Here is a 17564-nt window from a genome sequence, read left to right as displayed (position 1 = left end):
CTGCGGCCGGCGTCTCGTTTCGGCTTAGGCCAGCTAACGTTACTTTCCTCTGAAGCCGCCGCCTTACCCGGCGACCGCAACAGGCTCTCCCAGAATGAGATTTACGGCCGCCGCCAGGTCGCGGACGCGATGCTGCGGTTCGCCGGGGAACTTGCCGTCCCGGCCCGCGTGGCCGGTCTCGACGAGGATGAAGTTGAGGCCGCAGCGCCGCGCCAGCTCCATGTCGGTCGTCGTGTCTCCGATGTACCAGGAGCGGGAAAGGTCGATGCGCAGCTCCTCGGCGGCCTTGCGGATCATCCCGGGCTCGGGCTTGCGGCATTCGCAGGCGAACTTCAGCTCGGGCACTTCGCCGGGAAAGCCTTTGTCCGGGTGGTGCGGGCAGTAGTAGAGCGCGTCGACGTAGGCGTGCTCGGCGGCCAGCAGGGTGTCGAGGCGATTGTGGATAGCCTGCAGTTCGTCTTCGGTGCAGTCGCCGCGGGCGATGACCGGCTGGTTGGTGATGATCACCGAGCGGTAGGCGGAACGGTTGATCCGCACCACGGCCTCGCCCACGCCCGGGATCAGGCGCAGGTTCTCAGGCCTGGAGATCAGGCCGACCTCCTCGTTGAGCACGCCGTCGCGGTCCAGGAAGATGGCCGGGGCCAGGTTGCGCAGGGACAGGCCGGCGACCTTGCCGCTGGCGATGTCGCGCCCGGTCTTGACCAGGCGCTCCGGCGTTCCTGCGTCCTTGATGTACTCGGGGCTGCGGTAGCCGTAGAGGCGCAGGCCCTGGGCCACCATCGCGGCGAAGACGTGCTTGCCGAAGTCGGGCTTTTCGGGGAGGCCCTGCAAGCCCTGTAGCGCGTCGCGCTCCAGCACATAGAGGCCCGCATTGACCAGGTTGGGCAGGTCCAGACCCGGCGGGTGCGGATAGCCGCGGATCTGCGTGACGAAGCCCTGGCGGTCGACTTCGACGATGTCGGAATCGAAGGGGTGGTCGTTGGGGTGCACCAGCAGAGTCGCGGCGGGCGCGTGTTTTTCGTGGATGGCGACCAGGCGGTCGAGGTCCACGTCCAGCACCACGTCGCCATACATGACGATGAAGCGGTCCTGCAGCTCGCCCATGGCGTCCAGAACGGCGCCGGCGGTGCCGCGCGGGCCGGCCTCGACGACGCAGCGGACGTTCAGGCCCCACTTGGAGCCATCGCCGCAGTACTCGGCGATCACGTCGGCCTTGTAGCCGCAGAGGATCACGACGTCCGTCATGGCCGAGGCCGCCACCAGCTCGAGCTGGCGGCCGAGCAGGGTGGTCCCGTCGATGGGGGCCAGGGGTTTCGGCAGGTCGCCGGTGATCTCTTTCAGCCGGGTGCCCATGCCCCCGGCCAGGATGACGACCTGGGTCAAGCAAATCCCCGCTGAACAGCCACTTCCTGGATCGCCCGCGCCACGGCCTGCGCCGACGACATGGACGGCCGCCAACCCAGACGGGCCAGCTTGTCGACCGAGTAGGAGAACTTCGGCACGTCGCCTACCCAGCCGCGATCGCCGCCCGTGTAGCGGATCCTGGCGCCGGTTTTCGACGCGGCGATGACGCCGGCTGCGATGCCGGCGACGTCGAAGCCTTCGTCCTCCGGGCCGATATTGTACAGAGCCCGTGGCTCGTCGGCCTTGTCGACGATGTAGAGCATGGCCTCGATCAGGTCGGACGCATGCAGGTAGGGCTTCTGCTGCTTGCCGTCGCCCAGGACCTCGAGCTCGGTGGGGTCGCGCTTCAGCTTCAGGAACAGGTCGTTGATGACGCCGTGCGTGGCGCGGTCGCCGACCACGTTGGGGAAGCGGAAGATCCAGGCCTGCTTCAGGTGGGACTCGACCGCGGCGCTGATCAGCGCCTCGCCGGCCAGCTTCATGGCGCCGTAGTTGGAGATGGGCAGCATCGGCCCGTGGGTCTCGACCAGCGGGTCGGGATGGGCGCCGTAGACGGCCGATGTGGAGGCGAAGGCGATCTTCGCCGCGCCCGCCGCCTTGGCGATCTCAACCGCGCCCCAGGTGGTCATGAAGGTGTCGCGCATGTCGATGCGGGTGTCGGCGACGCCCGCGGCGATGTCGGAGTTGGCGGCCAGGTGCCAGACGATGTCCGCGGTGCCGTGCGCGGCGAGAGCGGCGGTGAGGCTCGCGGGCTCGGCGCAGTCGCCCTCGATGAGGGTGAAGTCCTTGTGCGGCAGGGCCATTGCCAGGTTCTCGCGCGTGCCCCGGCTCATGTTGTCCACGCCCACCACCCGGTGGCCGTCGGCGAGGAGGCGGTCAACCAGCTGGCTGCCTATGAAGCCGGCGGCGCCCGTCACAATCATCGTCATTCGCACACACCCTGCTTCGCGACCTGCCCTAAGCAGGTATCCCGTGGGGCGTAAAGAGAACCCCAACGGGTGACCGGAGCCGCATTGACCCTGCCGGTCGCGTGGGCTTCCTTGCGCGGCCTCGTGCTTAAGGACCCTGTAGGGACTGGGCGGGAATAAGGGGCGGGCAGAACTCCAGGGGCCGACGCGCGCGCATGAAGACGATCCTCCACATCACGTGCGATTTCCCCGACCCGATGGTGGGGGCCAAGACCCGGTCGGTGCAGAACCTGGTGGAGAACACGCCCGAGTACCGCCACGTCGTCTATTCGCTGAACCGGGCGAACTGGAAGACGGGCGTGCATGCCCTCCGCTTTGGGACCGACCGGACGGCGCTGGCCTATGGCGCGCCGCCCAAGGGACTGTTCCACGCCTCCCGCCTCAAGCCGGTGGCCGACTGGATCCTGAAGGATGTCCGCGCCGCCGGGATCCAGCCCGACGTGATCCACGCCCACAAGCTGTCGGTCGAGGGGCTGATCGCGCTGGACCTCACCAAGGCGCTGGGCGCGCCGTACGTCTGCGACATCTGGGGCGACACCGACCTGAAGATCGCCGGCGCCCGCAAGGACCTGATGCCCAAGTGGCGCCAGATCGTGGCCGACGCGGCCCAGGTCTTTCCCTGCGCGCCGTGGGCCACCGACAAGTTCGAGGCCGGCTATGGCTTGGACCGCGGCAAGGCCACGGTGCTGCCGCCCATCGTGTGGCACGACAAGTTCACGCCCTCGAAGCCGGCCGGCGCGCCGCGGTTCGTCACCCTGTTCAACCTGGACGTCCACAAGCGGAAAAACTTCGTGGGCCTGGTGCAGGCGATCATGGAGGTGGCCAAGACCACCCCTGACGTCACGCTCGACGTCTGGGGCAAGGGTGGTCCGGAGGCGATCACCGAGGTCGCCGAGATCATCACCGCCGCGGGCGCGGGCCAGCGGGTGTTCATGAAGGGGCCACTGCCCGAGGGCGAGTTCGAGAGCATCCTGGGCGGCTATGTGGCCTTCGTGATGCCGACCTTGCGCGAGACCTTCGGCATGGTTTTCATCGAGGCGCTCTTCTCGGGCCTGCCGATCCTTTACACCCGCGAATGGAGCGTCGACGGCCTCTTCGAGCATGGCCAGGTGGGCTATGCCTGCCGCAGCCAAGACAACGCCGACGTCCAGGCGGCGTTGAAGTACCTGCTTGCCGAGGAAGCACGACTGAAGGCCGACATCGCCAAGCTGCATGCTGACGGCGGACTGGACCCCTACAAGCGCGCCGGCGTGGTGGCGACCTATCGGGGCGTCATCGAGAAGGTGACGGGGGGCTAGGCCCCCACCGGGGCTCCGCGGGCTTCGGCCTCAGCCTTGTTTTTGAGGCGCCAGGACAGGGCCAACGCGCCGCCCAGCATCATGAAGATGAGTGGATGGTTGGAGTCGAGGATGAAAACCATCTTCGCCACAACGAAGTTCATCAGGGCGACGGCGATCGGCAGAAGGATCGTGAGGTCACCGGTCGGCTTGTACTTCACCACGCTGCTGCCCGCGACCCACGAGGCGCGGATGAAGATGGCCATGTAGACGATGAAGCCCAGGAAGCCGTAGTCCATGAGCAGCTGGATGTAATAGGAATCCAGCGTCATCTGCCCGTTCGGGCTGCGGAACCCGACGGTCCGGGCCGCTTCACCGATCCCGAAGCCCCAGGGGTGCGAGAACAGGTGTGGCTTGGCCATTTCCCACTGCGTGAGCCTGGCCGTGGTGCTGGACGCCTCGGCGCCGCTGCCCCAGACCGCGCGCCGCAGGAAGCCCACAAAGAAGCTGGCCACAAAGGTGCCCATGAGTACGGCGGGATAGGCCAGCACCATCGCCGGAGCGATCAGGCTGCGCTGGTCGGACCGCCAGCGCAGCGAGGCCCAGATCAGGACGTAGAACAAGGCTGCGCCCATCAGCACAACGATGCCCAGGCGGGAGTCGCTGAGCAGGATCACGTACAGGGCCAGCGGCAGGTAGAGCACCGAGACGATGCGGGTAAACAGCCTGCTGCCCTGGGCGACCGCGAAATGGATCGCGAACGGCGCGGCCAGTCCGAGCACTTCCGCCAACCCCAGGGGCGACGTGAGAAGGCTTTGAACCCGCTGCTTGCCGATAGCGGAACGCTCGATCCCGTCGAGCACGTTGTCGATCAGGGCGCTGTCGACCTTCAGAAGGGGTGGGATGTGTCCCACCCAGGGGACTTTCCCGATCAGCATCTGCCAGATGCCGACGAAGCAGATGACGTAGGCCATGGCGAGGTAGGCGCCGGCCCAACGCGTTGCGAGACCCGGCCGGGTGAACAGATAGCAGCTGACGAAGAAGATGGCCGTGTGGTTCATCTGCGCGACGATGTACTTGTTCAGCGAGATGTTCAGACGGTTGGTGAACAGCAGCGACACCGTCTGGATCACGACGAAGGCGACCACCAGCTTCCAGATGTAGGGATCCGACCGCATCGGGTCCCCGATCGCCTTGCGGAAGTTCGGTGAGACCGAGATGCAGATCAGCAGCACGAAGATCAGGGGTGCGGCGAAGATCCGCAGCATCGTGAGCCAAGGCAGGTGCGGGATCGTGATCGCGATGTAATTGGGCCAGACGAACAGGGCCGCGAAGAATGCGAGGAAGAGTGGCTCTAAAGCGCCGGTCGGTGCGTACTCGCCCTGCGGCAAGACCCAGACGAGAAGCAGCGCCAAAAGCGGCAGAGGCGCCAGCAACGGCATGATCTTGAAGGGCGCGGCGAGGCCGAACATGACCCCCCAGCCGATGCAGATGGCCGCCAGCAGCAGGTAGAGCAGGGTCCGCTTCCCGTTCGAGAGGGGCGGGCGACGATAGCCGGCAAGGAGGGCGCCGTCGTAGGTCGGCGGCGGCGCCGGGCTGCGGCGCGAGAATAGGGCCGGCCGGCGCGGGCGATCTTCCTTCACCCGCCGCGCTTTCGGCGGCTTGTCCCTCTTGGCGACCGCCGCCTTGCTCTTGGCGCGGGCGCTCACCGGGCCTTCCTCTCCGTGGCGGAGGTGAACAGCGCGCGCAGCTCGGTGTCGTAGGCCGCGAGCGCGCCCTCGACCACAGCCTGTCCGGCGCGAACCGCCTCGGCCAGGCGGGCGCGATCATCGACGCAGGTCCGCAGGTAGCCCAAGGCTTCCTCCGTGCTCATGCCAGAGACCGGCACGCCGAAATCATAGCCGAGGACGCCCTGGAAGAGACCCGAGAACTTCCGACTGTAGGCGATGGGGACCACCGGAACGCCGGCGGAGTAGGCGCCGATGCAGGCGTGCATGCGCCCGGCCACCAGGAAGTCCATGCCGGCGATGTAGGACTTGGCCGCGGACGGCGAGGGGAAGTTCGGCGGGCGCACGGCGGCGGGGAACTCGGCGGCCAATCGGTCGGCGACGCGGCCGTCGTCGTCCATGGGCAGCTTGTCGCCGGTGGCGTGGGTGATCAGGTGCACCCGCACGCCCGGACGGGCGAGCATCTCAGCGATGAAGCGGCGCATCAGGTCGGCGTAGTCGACCTGCAGCCCGAACTCGTTGCCGCCTGTGTAGCCGCCGTTGAACAGCAGGCCAGACACATTGACGCCGATCTCGAGCGGGCCGCCCGCCGCGCGGGCCGGTCGGTCGAAGGGCAGGCGGAACGCCACGTCCACGGCCTGTACGGCCTTGGCGCCCGGGGCCATCTGGCCGATGGCGGCGAACGATTGCGGGTCGCGCGCGACGACGGCGAAGGCGCGCTTCATGGCCCAGCTGGCCAGCGCCGTGTGCGGCTGGCGCTTGAAGGGCCCGATCGTCTGCGGGCTGAACAGCAGCGGCACGCCGCGCAGCCAGGCCATCGCCTTCGACAACCAGAGGAAGCCGAAGCGCTTGGACGAATAGATGTCGGTGAAGCTGTCGCCCGCGCCGATGTCGAGAATGCAGTCCAGCTTGCCGATGCGCGACCAGTAGCCCGCGGGCGACAGCATCGACTTCGTGGTGATCTCGAAGGCGTCGATGTCGGGGCCCTCGACATAGGGCTCGTCGAAATCGTTGGCGAACTCCAGCAGCGTGAAGCGTGGCGTGAGGCCCAGCGCCTCGGCGGCCGCGCGTGCGCACAGGATGTTGCCGACCGTCAGCGCGCCGATGCCCAGGTTGCCCGAGCCGCGGCCGTGCCAGAGAAGTCCAATGCGGATTTCGCGGGGTGCTGCCATCAGTCTGCCAGCAACTGGACGTATTCGATGGTGATGCCCCGCGTGTAGACCGGGCTCAGGAAGTTGCAGAGGAAGGGCCCAGCGCCTTTGACGTGCTCGGGCTCCAGAAGCTTCATCTCCTGGGCTTCCAGGTCGCGGGCCAGCTGGTCCAGGTCGGGCACCTCAAGGGCGATGTGGTGCAGGCCACCGGCGCCCTTGTTGAAACGCAGCAGGGGGCCGCCGTCGGGCACTACGAACTCGATGGGCGAGCCCGTTTCGCGCTTGGTGAAGATACACAGCGCCGACCATTGCGGGACATAGCCGCGGTAGTCTTCCTCCAGGCCCATGACCGCCATCAGCGTCTGAGCGTCCTCTTCCGAGGGCTGGACGATGCCGACGTGGTGGAGCGCAGGGAATTTCACGGCTTGGCCTTGCTCTGAAGCTGCTGGGCGATCGGGTCGACCAGGAAGTCGCTCATCTGGTCTGCGCCCGTGCTGGTGAGGTGGGCGTAGTCTGCATAGAGATCGGGCTGGAAGGCGGTGAAATCGCCCATCCAGATCGGCCCATACTGGCGGTAGAGCGCCTCTTCCTGAATGGCCGAGGGGCCCGAGTAATAGGGCAGGAACAGGAAGGCGAGCTTCACGCCGCGGGCCTTTGCCAGCTTGGCGATCTCGCGAATGTAGTGCCGCTCGTCGCCGAACTCCCACTCCGCGTACTCCGCCGGCAGGATGGGCGGCCGTGAACGGGCCTCCAACTTGCGCACGCCGCGCTCGATCTCATCCGGCGCGCCGGGATGGGTGGCGTTGAGGATGCGGCCGTCGGGAAGCGCGACGTCGCCGGTCGTGTCGACCGAGTGGCCCCGATAGGTCTCGGGCTGGAACTCGGCCGGCGGACCCAGGACGCCCGGCGCCACATAGGCGGCGAACAGCTGCGCCTGGCGGAACGGCAGGTAGACCAGGTCGGACAGGTAGTTGATGTCGGCCGGATAGCCGGGATGCACGATCTGCTCGCGCGGCGCGAGGAACTTGAAGGTGGGGTGGCCCAGGCGGCTGGGCTTCTCCACCACGCCGATGACGATCAGTTTGGGCTGCTTCTTGCTGAGCAGTTCGTCGATGATCGTGTAGTTGATGTTCCGCCCGGTCTCGGGAAGTGAGAAGTTCACGACATTGCTGGGCAGGCCGCGCTGTGCAAGGGCCGCGCCGATCCGCGGCGCATCGATCGCGGCGCCGACGCGTGACGGGCCGACGAACACAACATCAATCGGTTCCGGATCGAAATTGATCCGCTCGTAGATCCATTTCGAACGGGCATGGATTGTGCCCTCGAGAAGCTGCCAGCGCTGGTATTCGCGCTCGGGCAGGACGCTCAGGCCCACGGCGAGGGCCACGGCGACGCCCAGGATCACCAGGGTTCCGCGGAGGGCGTGCAGGGTTCGCATCGGTCGCCTCCGCTAGAAGTTGAAGTAAAGGAAGATAGCGCGGCCGCGCTGCACCAGCAGGACGCCGGCCAGCAATATGACCGCGACGAAGATCAGGCCCTTGGTGTCGGGCTTCCACGTCCACGAGATCGGCGCCTTGGCCACGTCGCGCCACTCACGCCAGTTATACGCCGGGTCGAACCGCGACATGATCTGCTGAGTGTTGGGCGCCAGGAAGGCGATGGCGATGCTGAGCAGCAGCGTCAGGTAGACGCCCCAGCCGATCTCGATCGGCAGGGTGAAATCGAAGCCGCGGAGCGCGGTCATGCCCGACCAGACGTCCAGGGCGTCAGGGACCGTCGCGGCGCGGAACATTACGTTGGCGTAGATCACGGCGATCAGGGTGATCGCGTGATAGCCGAAAATCTCGAGCGCGCCCGGATCGGCCAGCTTCTTGCCCGCCTTGCGGAGCTTCTTGCGAAGCTGCTTGCGGCGCTCGCGCCAAGCCTCGTTCGTGCAGATGTAGATGGCGTGCATCACCCCGAAGGCGACGAACGTCCAGCCCGCGCCGTGCCAGATGCCCACCACGACGAAGGTGATGAAGGTGGGAATGGCGATCGCGACCCCGAAGGCGCTCCAGCCGTCCAGGCCCTTCTCGGCGGCCAGGCGGTTCAGCGGCACCGAAAGCGGCTGGAAGATGTAGGCCACGATGAAACGCTGCAACGTCATGTGCCAGCGGCGCCAGTACTCGATGACGCTCGCCGCACGCAGCGGCGAGTGGAAGTTGAGCGGTAACTTCACGCCGAACATCCGCGCCAGGCCGATGGCCATGTCGGAGTAGCCAGAGAAGTCGAAGTAGAGCTGGAAGGTGAACAACAGCGCGGCCATCCAGCCGGACGCCAAGGTGAACTCGTGCGCCTGCCGCCCCGCATCGAACAGGGCGTTGGCTTCGACCGCCAGCGTGTCGGCGATGACCACCTTCTTGAACAGGCCGATGGCAAAGATCGTCAGGCCGATCAGCATGTTGCGCCAGATCAGCTTGCCAAACCGGCGGGTCTGGATCTGGGGGACGACCTCCTTGTAGTGGACGATCGGGCCCGCGATCAGCTGCGGGAAGAAGGACGCGAAGAGCGAGAAGTCGAGCAGGCTCATCTTGCGCGCGTCGCCGCGTGCGGAGTCGATGAGATAGGCGACCTTCTGGAAGGTGAAGAACGAGATCGCCAGCGGCAGGATGATCGGCGGCAGCGTACTCTCGAAGCCGAACAGGCCGCTGAGATTGTCGGCGAGGAAATTCGCGTACTTGAAGTAGCCCAGGAGGGCGACGTCGACGACCAGACCGAAGACTAGCCAGAACTTTACCGCACGGTCTCGCTGGCGTTCATGGGCCTTCTGGATGATGCCGCCGACCGCATAGTTGAAGACGATCGAGAACAGCAGCAGCGGCAGGTGCGCCGGACGCCACCAAGCGTAGAAGCCCAGCGACAGGACCGTAAGCACCAGCTTGGCGAGCGGCTGCATGCGCCAGCCGGCCAGGTAGGTCGCCACCAGCGCGAGCGGCAGAAAGCCGAAGATGAAGATGTAGGAGCTGAAAAGCACTTACAGGCCTCTCAGCCGCTGAGTTGCGCCTCGCCGTACCAACACCCGTCCCCCGCTCTTGGCCTCAGACCGGACGCGCAATGACGCCAGCGGACACGGTGATGCGATTCGAGAGCGCGAACTCCAGGCGCTTGGCCTGCGTCGCGTACATCTCCATGGACTCGATCTCGAACCCGGCCGCGTTGACCAGCGCCTTCACGTCGTCGGGCGTGGAGAACAGGTAGATGTGGTCGGGCGAGGGGCTGTTGAGCGGCACGTTGATGAAGATGCGGCCGTCGGGGCGCAGAGCGGTGTGCAGGAACTTCAGCGCCACGTCGGGGCGCTCGAGATGCTCCAGCACCTCGGAGATGACGATCAGGTCGTATCGGCGGTCAGACTTCTCGGCCTTTAGGATGTCGACTTCGGTCAGGCTGACCGGCTTGTCGACGCCCAGCTTGTCGAGGGCGGCGCGGGTCTCGCGCAGCGACACGGCGCTGACGTCCCAGGCCTCGAGGCTCTTGGAGTGCGCTGAGGCGGCGGCGAAGTAGACCGCCAGGCCGTGGCCCGGGCCCACTTCCAGATAGTCGAAGGGCTGGGTGGCGGCGCCCAGAACGCGGTGCAGGAACTGCTCGAAGGTGCCGATGTGGTTGTACCAGAGCACCTGGGTCAGCAGCAGTCCATTGACGTAGCGGGCCATGTAGTCGTGGTTCGAGTAGACCTCGGCCATCGCCGCCTCGAACGTCGACAGGCGGTAGCGGCCCTCACGGTGGAAGAAGAGCTCCTCTTCCCGCAGGCGGTCGCAGGTCCAGCGATAGTCTTCAGCGACCTGGCGTTCCGAACCCTTGGACAGCCGGCGCACGGCCTCTGCCACGGCCTCGGTCGCCCGCATCATCTCAGGCGAGCGGGCGGCCAGGCTCTTCTGCAGATAGCCGGCGTGTTCGGGCCAGGCCTCGAGCACGCTGTCGATCACCGCCCGAGTGTGCGGCCGGCTGGCCAGCATGTCGGAGAGGGCGTCGTTGGCGGTGGTCGTCATTGCTGCAGCTCCAGGGCGGCGCCGGCGACGGCCTTGTCGTCGACCAGCATCGGAAGCTCCGGGCTGGCGTAGGCGGCAAGGTCGAGCGTCCAGAGCGTCTCGCCGCTGGCTTCTTCGCTCAGCAACGTAAATCCAAGCTTAGCGTAGTGGTCGCGGACCATCGCGTTTTTGGGGGACGGGATGTAGCGGCCGATCAGCCGCTGTGCGCCGTCGGCCCGCGCGGCGCGCGCCAGATGGTCGAGGCAGGCCTCCTGAACCCGCCGGCCCAGCACTCGGCAGCTCATCAGCCAGGTGTCGATCTCCCAGGCCTCGCCCTGGCGATCGGCGACCATCACGCAGATGATCCCGTTGTCGCCGAACTTGTCGACCAGGCGCGCCTGGCTGATGTGGCGGCGCGGATCGCTCTCGGCGGCCTCGACCTGGGCCTCTGTGTAGCGGCGGGTGGTCAGGTTGAACTGGTTCGACTTGTTGATCAGCTGGGCGACGCGGGGTCGCGAGACGCTGTCGACCGGCGCGATGGTGCAGACCATGTCCAGCGAGGCCAGGTAGCTGTCGAGGTCGCCCGAGGCGTTGACGGCGGCGGCGCGGGCGGCGTTCGCCTGGTACATGCCGGCGCGGTCGCGGTCGTCCTGGGTGAAGGCGACCGCCTCGAAGTAGCCGGCGGCCATCAGCATCCGGGGATAGAGGGCCGGCTCCTCGGGCAGCTCGGGCACGCCCACCAGCGGCAACTCGCGACGCACCTGCTCGCGCTCAGCGGGGTTGTCGTCGAGGAACACGAGGGCGTCGATGCCGATGTTCAGGGTCTCGGCGATGGCGCGCAGATTGGCGGCCTTGTCGGTCCAGTTCGCCTGGAAGACGGCGATGTGGTCCTCCTTGAGCACCATCTCGGGATGCTCGCGGAAGGGCAGGAGGGCGGCGGCCTCTTCGTTCTTGGAACAGACGGCGAGGACGACGCCGCGGCGGCGCAATTCCAAGGCGGTATGCTGGATGGCCAGGAAGGCCTCGCCCGCCGCCGATCCCTGGCCCAGCGCGATGCCGGCCACGCCGTCGTCGCCGATGACGCCGCCCCACAGCGTGTTGTCGAGGTCGAGCACCAGGCACTTCTTCGCCCGGCCGCGCAGGGCCGCCACGGTGCGGGCGACGACGTCGCCGTAGATCGGCGCCATCTCGGGCGCAAACGAGAGTTTCGAGGCGTGCCAGTGACGCGGCGCGTCCCAGCGTTCCAGGCCGATCGAGAGCGCCAGGCGGGCGATGTCGACGACCACGATCTGGCCCTCGGCCGCCCATTCGCCGATGCGCCGGTTCAGGGCCTCGACCATGGCGAAGGCCGAGGTCTGCTCGACGCGGTCGAAGCTGCCGAACAGGGGCTCCAGCGGCGGCGCGACGGTCTGCACCAGGATTGCGGCGGCCACGGCGGGCTTGAAGCCCTGGACCACCAGCTTGAGCTGGGCGAGGGCCGCCTCGACGCGGGCGTCGGCGTCCTCAAGGGAGTCGGCGGCCCGGTGGAGACCCAGCGACCGGGCGTCCGAGGCGATGAGCAACATGTCCAGACCGGCGCCGTGCAGCGGACTGGTAGGGTCCATGGCCTGCTGCACGCCGCTGCCGTAGGCGCCTTCGACCACATCGATCAGCAGGCCGTGGCGGACGCCGGAGCCGGAGATAACCGGGGCCAGCAGCGACAGCGTGCCGTCGCCGATCAGGCCCAGCCTGACCTTCGAGAACGCCGCGGGCGCGGCCGGCGCGACGTCGCGGGCCACCCTGGCGAGCTGACCCAGCTGGTTCTCGTCGAGCGCCGCCGTGGCCAGCGCCACGGCGCGTTCGAAGTACTGCTCGCCGGGCGCGGCGGCCTCTGCGCGCAGGGCGCGGACGCGTTCGCGGAAGTCAGGAGCAGCGGCGGGCAGCCAGGCCAGGTCCGAAAGCATGTGGGTACCGTTTGCGCGTGAGCCTCAGGCGGTCTTGGCGGCGATCACGTCGGCGAGGTCGCCAACGGTCTTCAGACCTTCGATCTCAGAGTTCTTGAACTTGAAACCGAACTTACGTTCGACGGCCACGACCAGACGCACGTGGCTGAGGCTGTCCCACTCCTCGACGTCTTCGGCCGTGGTGGCGCGGGTGATCTCGAGGTCGTCGACGTCGAACACGTCGATCATGATCTCACGCAGTTCGCCGAGAATGCTCTCTTGGGACATCAAACCACCATTTCGATTGCGCCAGGCGCGGACAGGAGGATGTGGCCGCCGCGAGCGGCCGGGTTTGCTTGCAAGCGCCGCGCCAGCCCGAGGCGCGCGCGTCGGCGGGTCATTACCCGAAAGGCGGGGGGGTTGAAATAGAACCCGTTCGAGGGTTCGGCGCCGATCCGGTGCAGGGTGAACCTGGTCACGACGCCCCCGCGGGGATCGGTGGGTTCGGGGCCCCTGCCTTGTCGGCGATCAGGCCGTTCAGGAAGTCGATCAGCTCGCGCGGATCGGTGGTCGCCTGACGACGGGGACGGTCGCGGATCTCGGCCAGGGCCGTGCGCAACTCGTCGACCGAGCGAGCCACCTTGACCAGGCCGCGGACCTCGAAGGCCTCGGTGATTTCGAGCTGGTGGTCGTCGTAGTGCTCGCCCTGCGCGAACAGGCGCGGCATCGCGATGACATGGCAGCCCTGGCGGAGCGCCGTGATCAGCGAGCCGGTCCCGCCGTGGCAGATCACGATCGAGGCGTCGCGCTGCAGCGCCTGCATCTGGTCGAAGGGGAGGGTCTCATGCACCTCGAGCCCCTCGGGCGCGCGACCGCCGATTCCGGTCTGGATCAGGATTCTCTCGGGAATCGCGCCTTCGGCGTGCAGTTGGGCGACCGAGTCCACGAGGCGGTCGAAGGGCAGGGTGGCGCCCACCGTGGCGAACAGCAGCGACTGCTTCGCGGGCGGCTCGGTGTCCGGATACTTCAGCGGGTCGTAGACGCGGGCCTTCGGATAGATGGACGCCAGCTTGGCCGACTGGATGACCATGTCGTGGGCGAAGGGCGCGGCGATCCGGCCGAACAGCGACGGCTTCTCGAAACGCGCGAAGCTTTCGATGATGACGATCCGCGCGCCCAGCAGCCGGCCCCAGAGCACGGCGAAGAACACGGCGCCGGCCCCCGAGCTGATCACGAAGTCGGGGCGCTCGCGTAGCATGATGCCGGCGGTGCGAAAGAAGCTGGCGATGGCCCGGCCGATCATCTTGAATGGTGTGCCGAACTTGACCTGGCCCCAGGCATAGTGCGGGACGAAGTAGGTGCGGTGGTCGTTTTTCAGGGTCTGGCCGAGAGCCGTATCCTCGGTGATGAAGAAGTAGTCGTGCCGAGACCAGACCGGCTGCAGGTCGAGCAGCTGGCGCACATGACCGCCGCCCGACGCGGCCAGGCAAAGACGCAGCCGCCGCCCCTTTTCCGGGGTCTGGACCGCGTCCCTCTCGCCTGAATTCGCCATCGCCGAAGCCGCCCCGTTGTTTGTCCGCCTATCTATCGACCGCGACAGCGTAAAGGACCGGTGAACCTTATGCCGTCTAACCGAGGGTTGTTTGGCGCAGATGACAGCCGGTGGCGGAGACCATAGAGGTCCAAGCCGCCTCGAAGCGGAGCCCGATGTCCGAGAACCTTCCCGATTCGCCGACCGTCCGCCGGGTCCTTGCCGGAGAGCTGTGCACCGGCTGCGGCCTGTGCGCCGGCGTGTCCGGAGGCGCCATCCGCATGGAGTCGACGCCACCCGGATATAACCGTCCCGTGGTCCTAGGCCCGGTGAGCCGCGAGGCCGAGCGGACCATCGCCGACACGTGCCCCGGCGCCGTGGTCGAGCCGTGGGCGGGCGCGCCCGAGATACATCCCTATTGGGGGCCATTGCGCCAGGTGCTGACCGGGGCGGCCACGAACGAGCACACGCGGTTCGAAGGTTCTTCCGGGGGGGCCATCTCCGGCTTGCTGATCCATGCCCTGGAGACAGGTCTCGTCGACCGGGTCGTCCACATCGCCGCCGACCCCGCCCAGCCGACGCGCAACATCACGGTCGTCTCGCGCTCGCCCGCGGAGGTGCTGGCCGCGGCGGGTTCGCGATACACGGCCTCGTCGCCGCTGGCCGACATCGAGGCCCTGGTGGCCGAGGGCGGCAAGGCGGCGTTCGTGGGAAAGCCGTGCGACGCCTCGGCGCTGCGCCGCCTTGCCCGCCACGATCCGCGGGTCGCCGCCCATGTGCCGATCGTGCTGTCGTTCTTCTGTGGCGGCATACCCAGCCATGACGGCGTAGGCCGGATCCTGAGCGCCATGGGCCTGGCGGGCGAGCCGCTCTCGGCATTCCGGTTCCGGGGCCGAGGCTGGCCCGGCAACTGCGCCGCCGAAACACCCGATGGGCGGGTGGGCGAGATGTCGTACGCCGACAGCTGGGGCGCCCACCTCTCCAAGGAGGTGCAATTCCGGTGCAAGATCTGTCCTGATGCGGTGGGCGGCGTCGCCGACATCGCCTGCGCCGACGCCTGGTACGGAGACGATTCCGGCTATCCCAGCTTCGAGGAAGAAGAGGGCCGCAGCCTCATCATCGCGCGGACCGACGCCGGCGAGGCCCTGCTGAAGAGCGCTCTGGGCGCCCGCGCCCTTGAGGTCGAGCCGCTTGCCCCTGGCGAGATCGACAAGATGCAGCCCTCTCAGGCGCGGCGGAAGCGGCTGGTCCTGGCGCGCACGGCAGCGCTACCGCTGGTGGCGCAGCCGCGTCCGCGGATGGGGGGACTGAAGGTGGTGGAGGCCGCCCGAAAGGCGCCGTCGGTCGAGGCGCTGAAGAACCTTTTGGGCACCGTGCGCCGCACGATCCAGGGTCGGCGGAGCCGGCTCTAGGTTCGAGGCCGACGCCTATACACGTTCTCGCCTTAGTTGATAGTTAGCAACTGATGGGTCAAACACGCGTGAACCCGAGGGCTCTATAACATGAGATTGAAGGCGCTGGCCCGAGGAGCCGCATTAACTCTTGGGACTCTTCTGCCTGCGCTGGCGACGGCGCAGGAGATGCCGGTCGTTCAGAACAAGCGTGAGTGGAAAGTCGGCGCGCGCGCCGAGGCCTACTACGACAACAATATATCACGCTCGAGTTCCGCGCTCACGGCCCAGCGCAATCTGTCGAAGGACGACTATGTGCTCCTGCCGGCGGTGACCGTCGCGCTCGTGCAACCCTTCGGCCGCCAATCGGTATTCCTGAACGGCGATGTGGGCTATGCCTTCCACCGCTACAACGACGAGTTGGACCGCCGACGCGCCAAGGTTTCGGGCGGCGTCGGGGGCGTGCTCGGACCCTGTCGTCCGGTCCTGTTCGGAAGCTACCAGGCCGCCCAATCAGATCTGGCCAGCCTCGATGTGGGTACGACGAAGAACCTTCAGCAGGTGGTCGCCACCGGGGTCGGCGCGCAATGCGCGCGGTCGTCCGGCCCGGGGGCCTCGTTCATGGTTCAGCGTTCGGATGTGAAGAACTCGGCCCGAACCGTGAAGGAGTCGGACACGACCACCGAACTGGCCAATGTCCAGCTTCTCTACACGCGCCCGTCGCTCGGCACGTTTTCGGCGGGCTTCGCCTACAGCAGCACCGAGTTCCCAAATCGCATCATTCCGACCCGACCGGTGGGAGATGGATTCTTCACCCAGTCGTACTTCGTGGGCTACAGCCGCAAGTTCGGCCAGCGTCTGACGGTGACGGGGCAGGGCGGCCTGACCCACTTCAAGCGCGAGTTCTCGCCACCGGGCGTGGACCAGAGCTTCAATTCCAAAACCTACAGCGCAGACGTGACCTACGGCCTGGGCGAGCGCATCGAGTTCGAGGTGCGCGGAAGCCGCAACATCACGCCGTCGCAGCAGGTGGGCAAGACGTTCGACAAGGCGACTAAGGCCGACGCTATCGTCCGGTATCAAGCGGGCGATCGCTTGGGCTTTGAAGCTGGTTATTCGTGGCAGAAGATCAATTCAAACGCCGACACTGCCTCGGCGCTGCTGGTCGTCACGAACGCTGAAACCGGCGCCATATATGGCAACGTATCATTCTCGCCGAACGACAGGGTGAGCGTCGCGCTCAACATTCGGTACGAGGATCGAAACGCGAACCTGCCGCAATTCACCTATACTGCCACCCGCATCGGGGTCTCGGCCCAGACGAGTTTCTAGAAGAGGCGAACATGAGCACTCGTACCTTCTGCGCTGTCCTTGCTGCCGGCCTTTTTGCCGCGGCGAGCGCGAGCGCGCAGGCGCAACAACCTGCCGCCTCCACGACGAACGCCACCAGCCCGCCGCCGGCGGCGGGCATCGCAGACTCCGCATCGTCCGCCTACATCCTGGGCCGTGACGACGTGATCGAGGTCGGGCTGCTAGGGCGCCAGGACTTCAGCGGCCGCACGCGCGTTCAGGCTGACGGGACGATCCAGCTCCCGCTCATCGGCAAGGTGCCGGTGGCCGATCGCACGACCGCGGAGGTCTCTGAAGCTGTTCGCAAGGCGCTGGTCTCGGGCGGGTTCTTCTCGGATCCGGTGGTCACCGTCGAGGTGGTCGGATACGCCAGCCGCTACGTGACCGTCCTGGGCTCCATCGGTTCGCCCGGCCTTATCCCGATCAACCGGCCCTATCGTCTTTCCGAAATTCTGGCCCGTGTGGGCGGGGTGCGGGACACCGCGGCCGACTACCTACTGGTCCGTTCGGCCAACGGCGAAGAGCGCAAGTATCCGATCCGCGAGCTTTCGACCGGCGGCGACGCGCAGGATCCGTTCGTTCGGGCTGGCGACAAGATCTTCGCACCTCTGGCCGAGACGTTCTACGTTTCCGGCAAGGTCAATTCCCCGGGGCAGCTGACGCTGACCGGCGATACGACGGTTCGTACTGCGATCGCGCGGGCGGGCGGCCTGGCCGAGTCCGGCTCGGACAAGAAAGTCACCGTCAGCCGCGGGGGCAAGAAGACGAAGGTCGATCTCGATTCCAAGGTCGAGCCGGGCGACGTGATCGAAATCGGCGAACGGCTATTCTGACGAGAG

The 17564-nt window shown here is 67.0% G+C and carries 15 protein-coding genes; 4 read left to right on the top strand and 11 right to left on the bottom strand.

Annotated elements, in window-relative coordinates; genetic code table 11:
- Positions 1-63 precede the first annotated feature (63 nt).
- Positions 64-1383, bottom strand: coding sequence for an HAD-IIIA family hydrolase (locus tag EPN98_RS21110; RefSeq protein ID WP_293364912.1), 1320 nt, complete (start codon positions 1381-1383; stop codon positions 64-66).
- Positions 1380-2333 carry an NAD-dependent epimerase/dehydratase family protein gene (locus EPN98_RS21105; RefSeq protein ID WP_293364911.1) on the bottom strand — a complete coding sequence of 318 codons (954 nt, stop codon included), beginning with the start codon at positions 2331-2333 and terminating at the stop codon, positions 1380-1382. Before EPN98_RS21105 ends, EPN98_RS21110 begins: the two co-directional genes overlap by 4 nt.
- Positions 2334-2527: 194 nt before the next feature.
- On the opposite strand from EPN98_RS21105, the gene EPN98_RS21100 reads away from it, so the two are divergent.
- On the top strand, positions 2528-3670 hold the full coding sequence (locus tag EPN98_RS21100) for a glycosyltransferase family 4 protein (protein WP_293364910.1): 1143 nt from the start codon (positions 2528-2530) through the stop codon (positions 3668-3670).
- Here the strand turns inward: EPN98_RS21100 and EPN98_RS21095 are convergent.
- From EPN98_RS21095 to welK, 9 genes are all read right to left on the bottom strand, one after another.
- Complete coding sequence (locus EPN98_RS21095) at positions 3667-5358, bottom strand: O-antigen ligase family protein (protein WP_293364909.1); 1692 nt, start codon at positions 5356-5358, stop codon at positions 3667-3669. The genes EPN98_RS21100 and EPN98_RS21095 overlap by 4 nt on opposite strands.
- Positions 5355-6548 (bottom strand): polysaccharide pyruvyl transferase family protein, encoded by a 1194-nt coding sequence (locus EPN98_RS21090; RefSeq protein WP_293364908.1) that lies wholly within the window; start codon positions 6546-6548, stop codon positions 5355-5357. The genes EPN98_RS21095 and EPN98_RS21090 overlap by 4 nt, the downstream gene beginning before the upstream one ends.
- Positions 6548-6949: a VOC family protein gene (locus EPN98_RS21085; protein ID WP_293364907.1), complete on the bottom strand. Its 402-nt coding sequence runs from the start codon at positions 6947-6949 to the stop codon at positions 6548-6550. The genes EPN98_RS21090 and EPN98_RS21085 overlap by 1 nt, the downstream gene beginning before the upstream one ends.
- Entirely contained in the window at positions 6946-7965 is a 1020-nt protein-coding gene (locus EPN98_RS21080; RefSeq protein WP_293364906.1) for a hypothetical protein, read from the bottom strand. The genes EPN98_RS21085 and EPN98_RS21080 overlap by 4 nt, the downstream gene beginning before the upstream one ends.
- Positions 7966-7977: 12 nt before the next feature.
- The gene (locus tag EPN98_RS21075; protein WP_293364905.1) at positions 7978-9540 is read right to left on the bottom strand and encodes an MBOAT family O-acyltransferase; all 1563 of its coding nucleotides are present in this window, start codon (positions 9538-9540) and stop codon (positions 7978-7980) included.
- Between the two features lie 64 nt (positions 9541-9604).
- Positions 9605-10552, bottom strand: a complete 948-nt coding sequence (locus tag EPN98_RS21070) for a class I SAM-dependent methyltransferase (protein WP_293364904.1) — start codon at positions 10550-10552, stop codon at positions 9605-9607.
- Positions 10549-12474: an HAD family hydrolase gene (locus tag EPN98_RS21065; RefSeq protein ID WP_293364903.1), complete on the bottom strand. Its 1926-nt coding sequence runs from the start codon at positions 12472-12474 to the stop codon at positions 10549-10551. The genes EPN98_RS21070 and EPN98_RS21065 overlap by 4 nt, the downstream gene beginning before the upstream one ends.
- 24 nt (positions 12475-12498) lie before the next feature.
- The gene (locus EPN98_RS21060) at positions 12499-12741 is read right to left on the bottom strand and encodes an acyl carrier protein (protein WP_293364902.1); all 243 of its coding nucleotides are present in this window, start codon (positions 12739-12741) and stop codon (positions 12499-12501) included.
- Positions 12742-12928: 187 nt separating this feature from the next.
- On the bottom strand, positions 12929-14005 hold the full coding sequence (gene welK, locus EPN98_RS21055; RefSeq protein WP_293364901.1) for a beta-1,4-glucuronosyltransferase WelK: 1077 nt from the start codon (positions 14003-14005) through the stop codon (positions 12929-12931).
- 155 nt (positions 14006-14160) lie between these two features.
- Here welK and EPN98_RS21050 point away from each other — a divergent pair, with 155 nt between their 5' ends.
- The 3 genes from EPN98_RS21050 to EPN98_RS21040 all read left to right on the top strand — a co-directional run bounded on the left by EPN98_RS21050 (position 14161) and on the right by EPN98_RS21040 (position 17558).
- Positions 14161-15396 carry a Coenzyme F420 hydrogenase/dehydrogenase, beta subunit C-terminal domain gene (locus EPN98_RS21050; RefSeq protein WP_293364900.1) on the top strand — a complete coding sequence of 412 codons (1236 nt, stop codon included), beginning with the start codon at positions 14161-14163 and terminating at the stop codon, positions 15394-15396.
- A 96-nt stretch (positions 15397-15492) separates the two neighbouring features.
- Positions 15493-16707 (top strand): hypothetical protein, encoded by a 1215-nt coding sequence (locus EPN98_RS21045; RefSeq protein ID WP_293364899.1) that lies wholly within the window; start codon positions 15493-15495, stop codon positions 16705-16707.
- Positions 16708-16718: 11 nt separating this feature from the next.
- The gene (locus EPN98_RS21040; RefSeq protein WP_293364898.1) at positions 16719-17558 is read left to right on the top strand and encodes a polysaccharide biosynthesis/export family protein; all 840 of its coding nucleotides are present in this window, start codon (positions 16719-16721) and stop codon (positions 17556-17558) included.
- Positions 17559-17564: the final 6 nt, after the last annotated feature.

Origin of the sequence: Phenylobacterium sp. (genome assembly GCF_004299445.1) — a bacterium.
Lineage (GTDB): Bacteria > Pseudomonadota > Alphaproteobacteria > Caulobacterales > Caulobacteraceae > Phenylobacterium.
Note: the sequence above shows the minus strand (reverse complement) of the source record. Positions and strands in the feature narration are given on the sequence as shown.

Bases quoted from the DNA above. Each gene is read 5' to 3' on its own strand.
- EPN98_RS21050 (WP_293364900.1), top strand. From the start codon at position 14,161: ATGTCCGAGAACCTTCCCGATTCGCCGACCGTCCGCCGGGTCCTTGCC.
- EPN98_RS21100 (WP_293364910.1), top strand. From the start codon at position 2,528: ATGAAGACGATCCTCCACATCACGTGCGATTTCCCCGACCCGATGGTG.
- EPN98_RS21080 (WP_293364906.1), bottom strand. From the start codon at position 7,965: ATGCGAACCCTGCACGCCCTCCGCGGAACCCTGGTGATCCTGGGCGTC.
- welK (WP_293364901.1), bottom strand. From the start codon at position 14,005: ATGGCGAATTCAGGCGAGAGGGACGCGGTCCAGACCCCGGAAAAGGGG.
- EPN98_RS21060 (WP_293364902.1), bottom strand. From the start codon at position 12,741: ATGTCCCAAGAGAGCATTCTCGGCGAACTGCGTGAGATCATGATCGAC.
- EPN98_RS21065 (WP_293364903.1), bottom strand. From the start codon at position 12,474: ATGCTTTCGGACCTGGCCTGGCTGCCCGCCGCTGCTCCTGACTTCCGC.
- EPN98_RS21040 (WP_293364898.1), top strand. From the start codon at position 16,719: ATGAGCACTCGTACCTTCTGCGCTGTCCTTGCTGCCGGCCTTTTTGCC.
- EPN98_RS21105 (WP_293364911.1), bottom strand. From the start codon at position 2,333: ATGACGATGATTGTGACGGGCGCCGCCGGCTTCATAGGCAGCCAGCTG.
- EPN98_RS21090 (WP_293364908.1), bottom strand. From the start codon at position 6,548: ATGGCAGCACCCCGCGAAATCCGCATTGGACTTCTCTGGCACGGCCGC.
- EPN98_RS21070 (WP_293364904.1), bottom strand. From the start codon at position 10,552: ATGACGACCACCGCCAACGACGCCCTCTCCGACATGCTGGCCAGCCGG.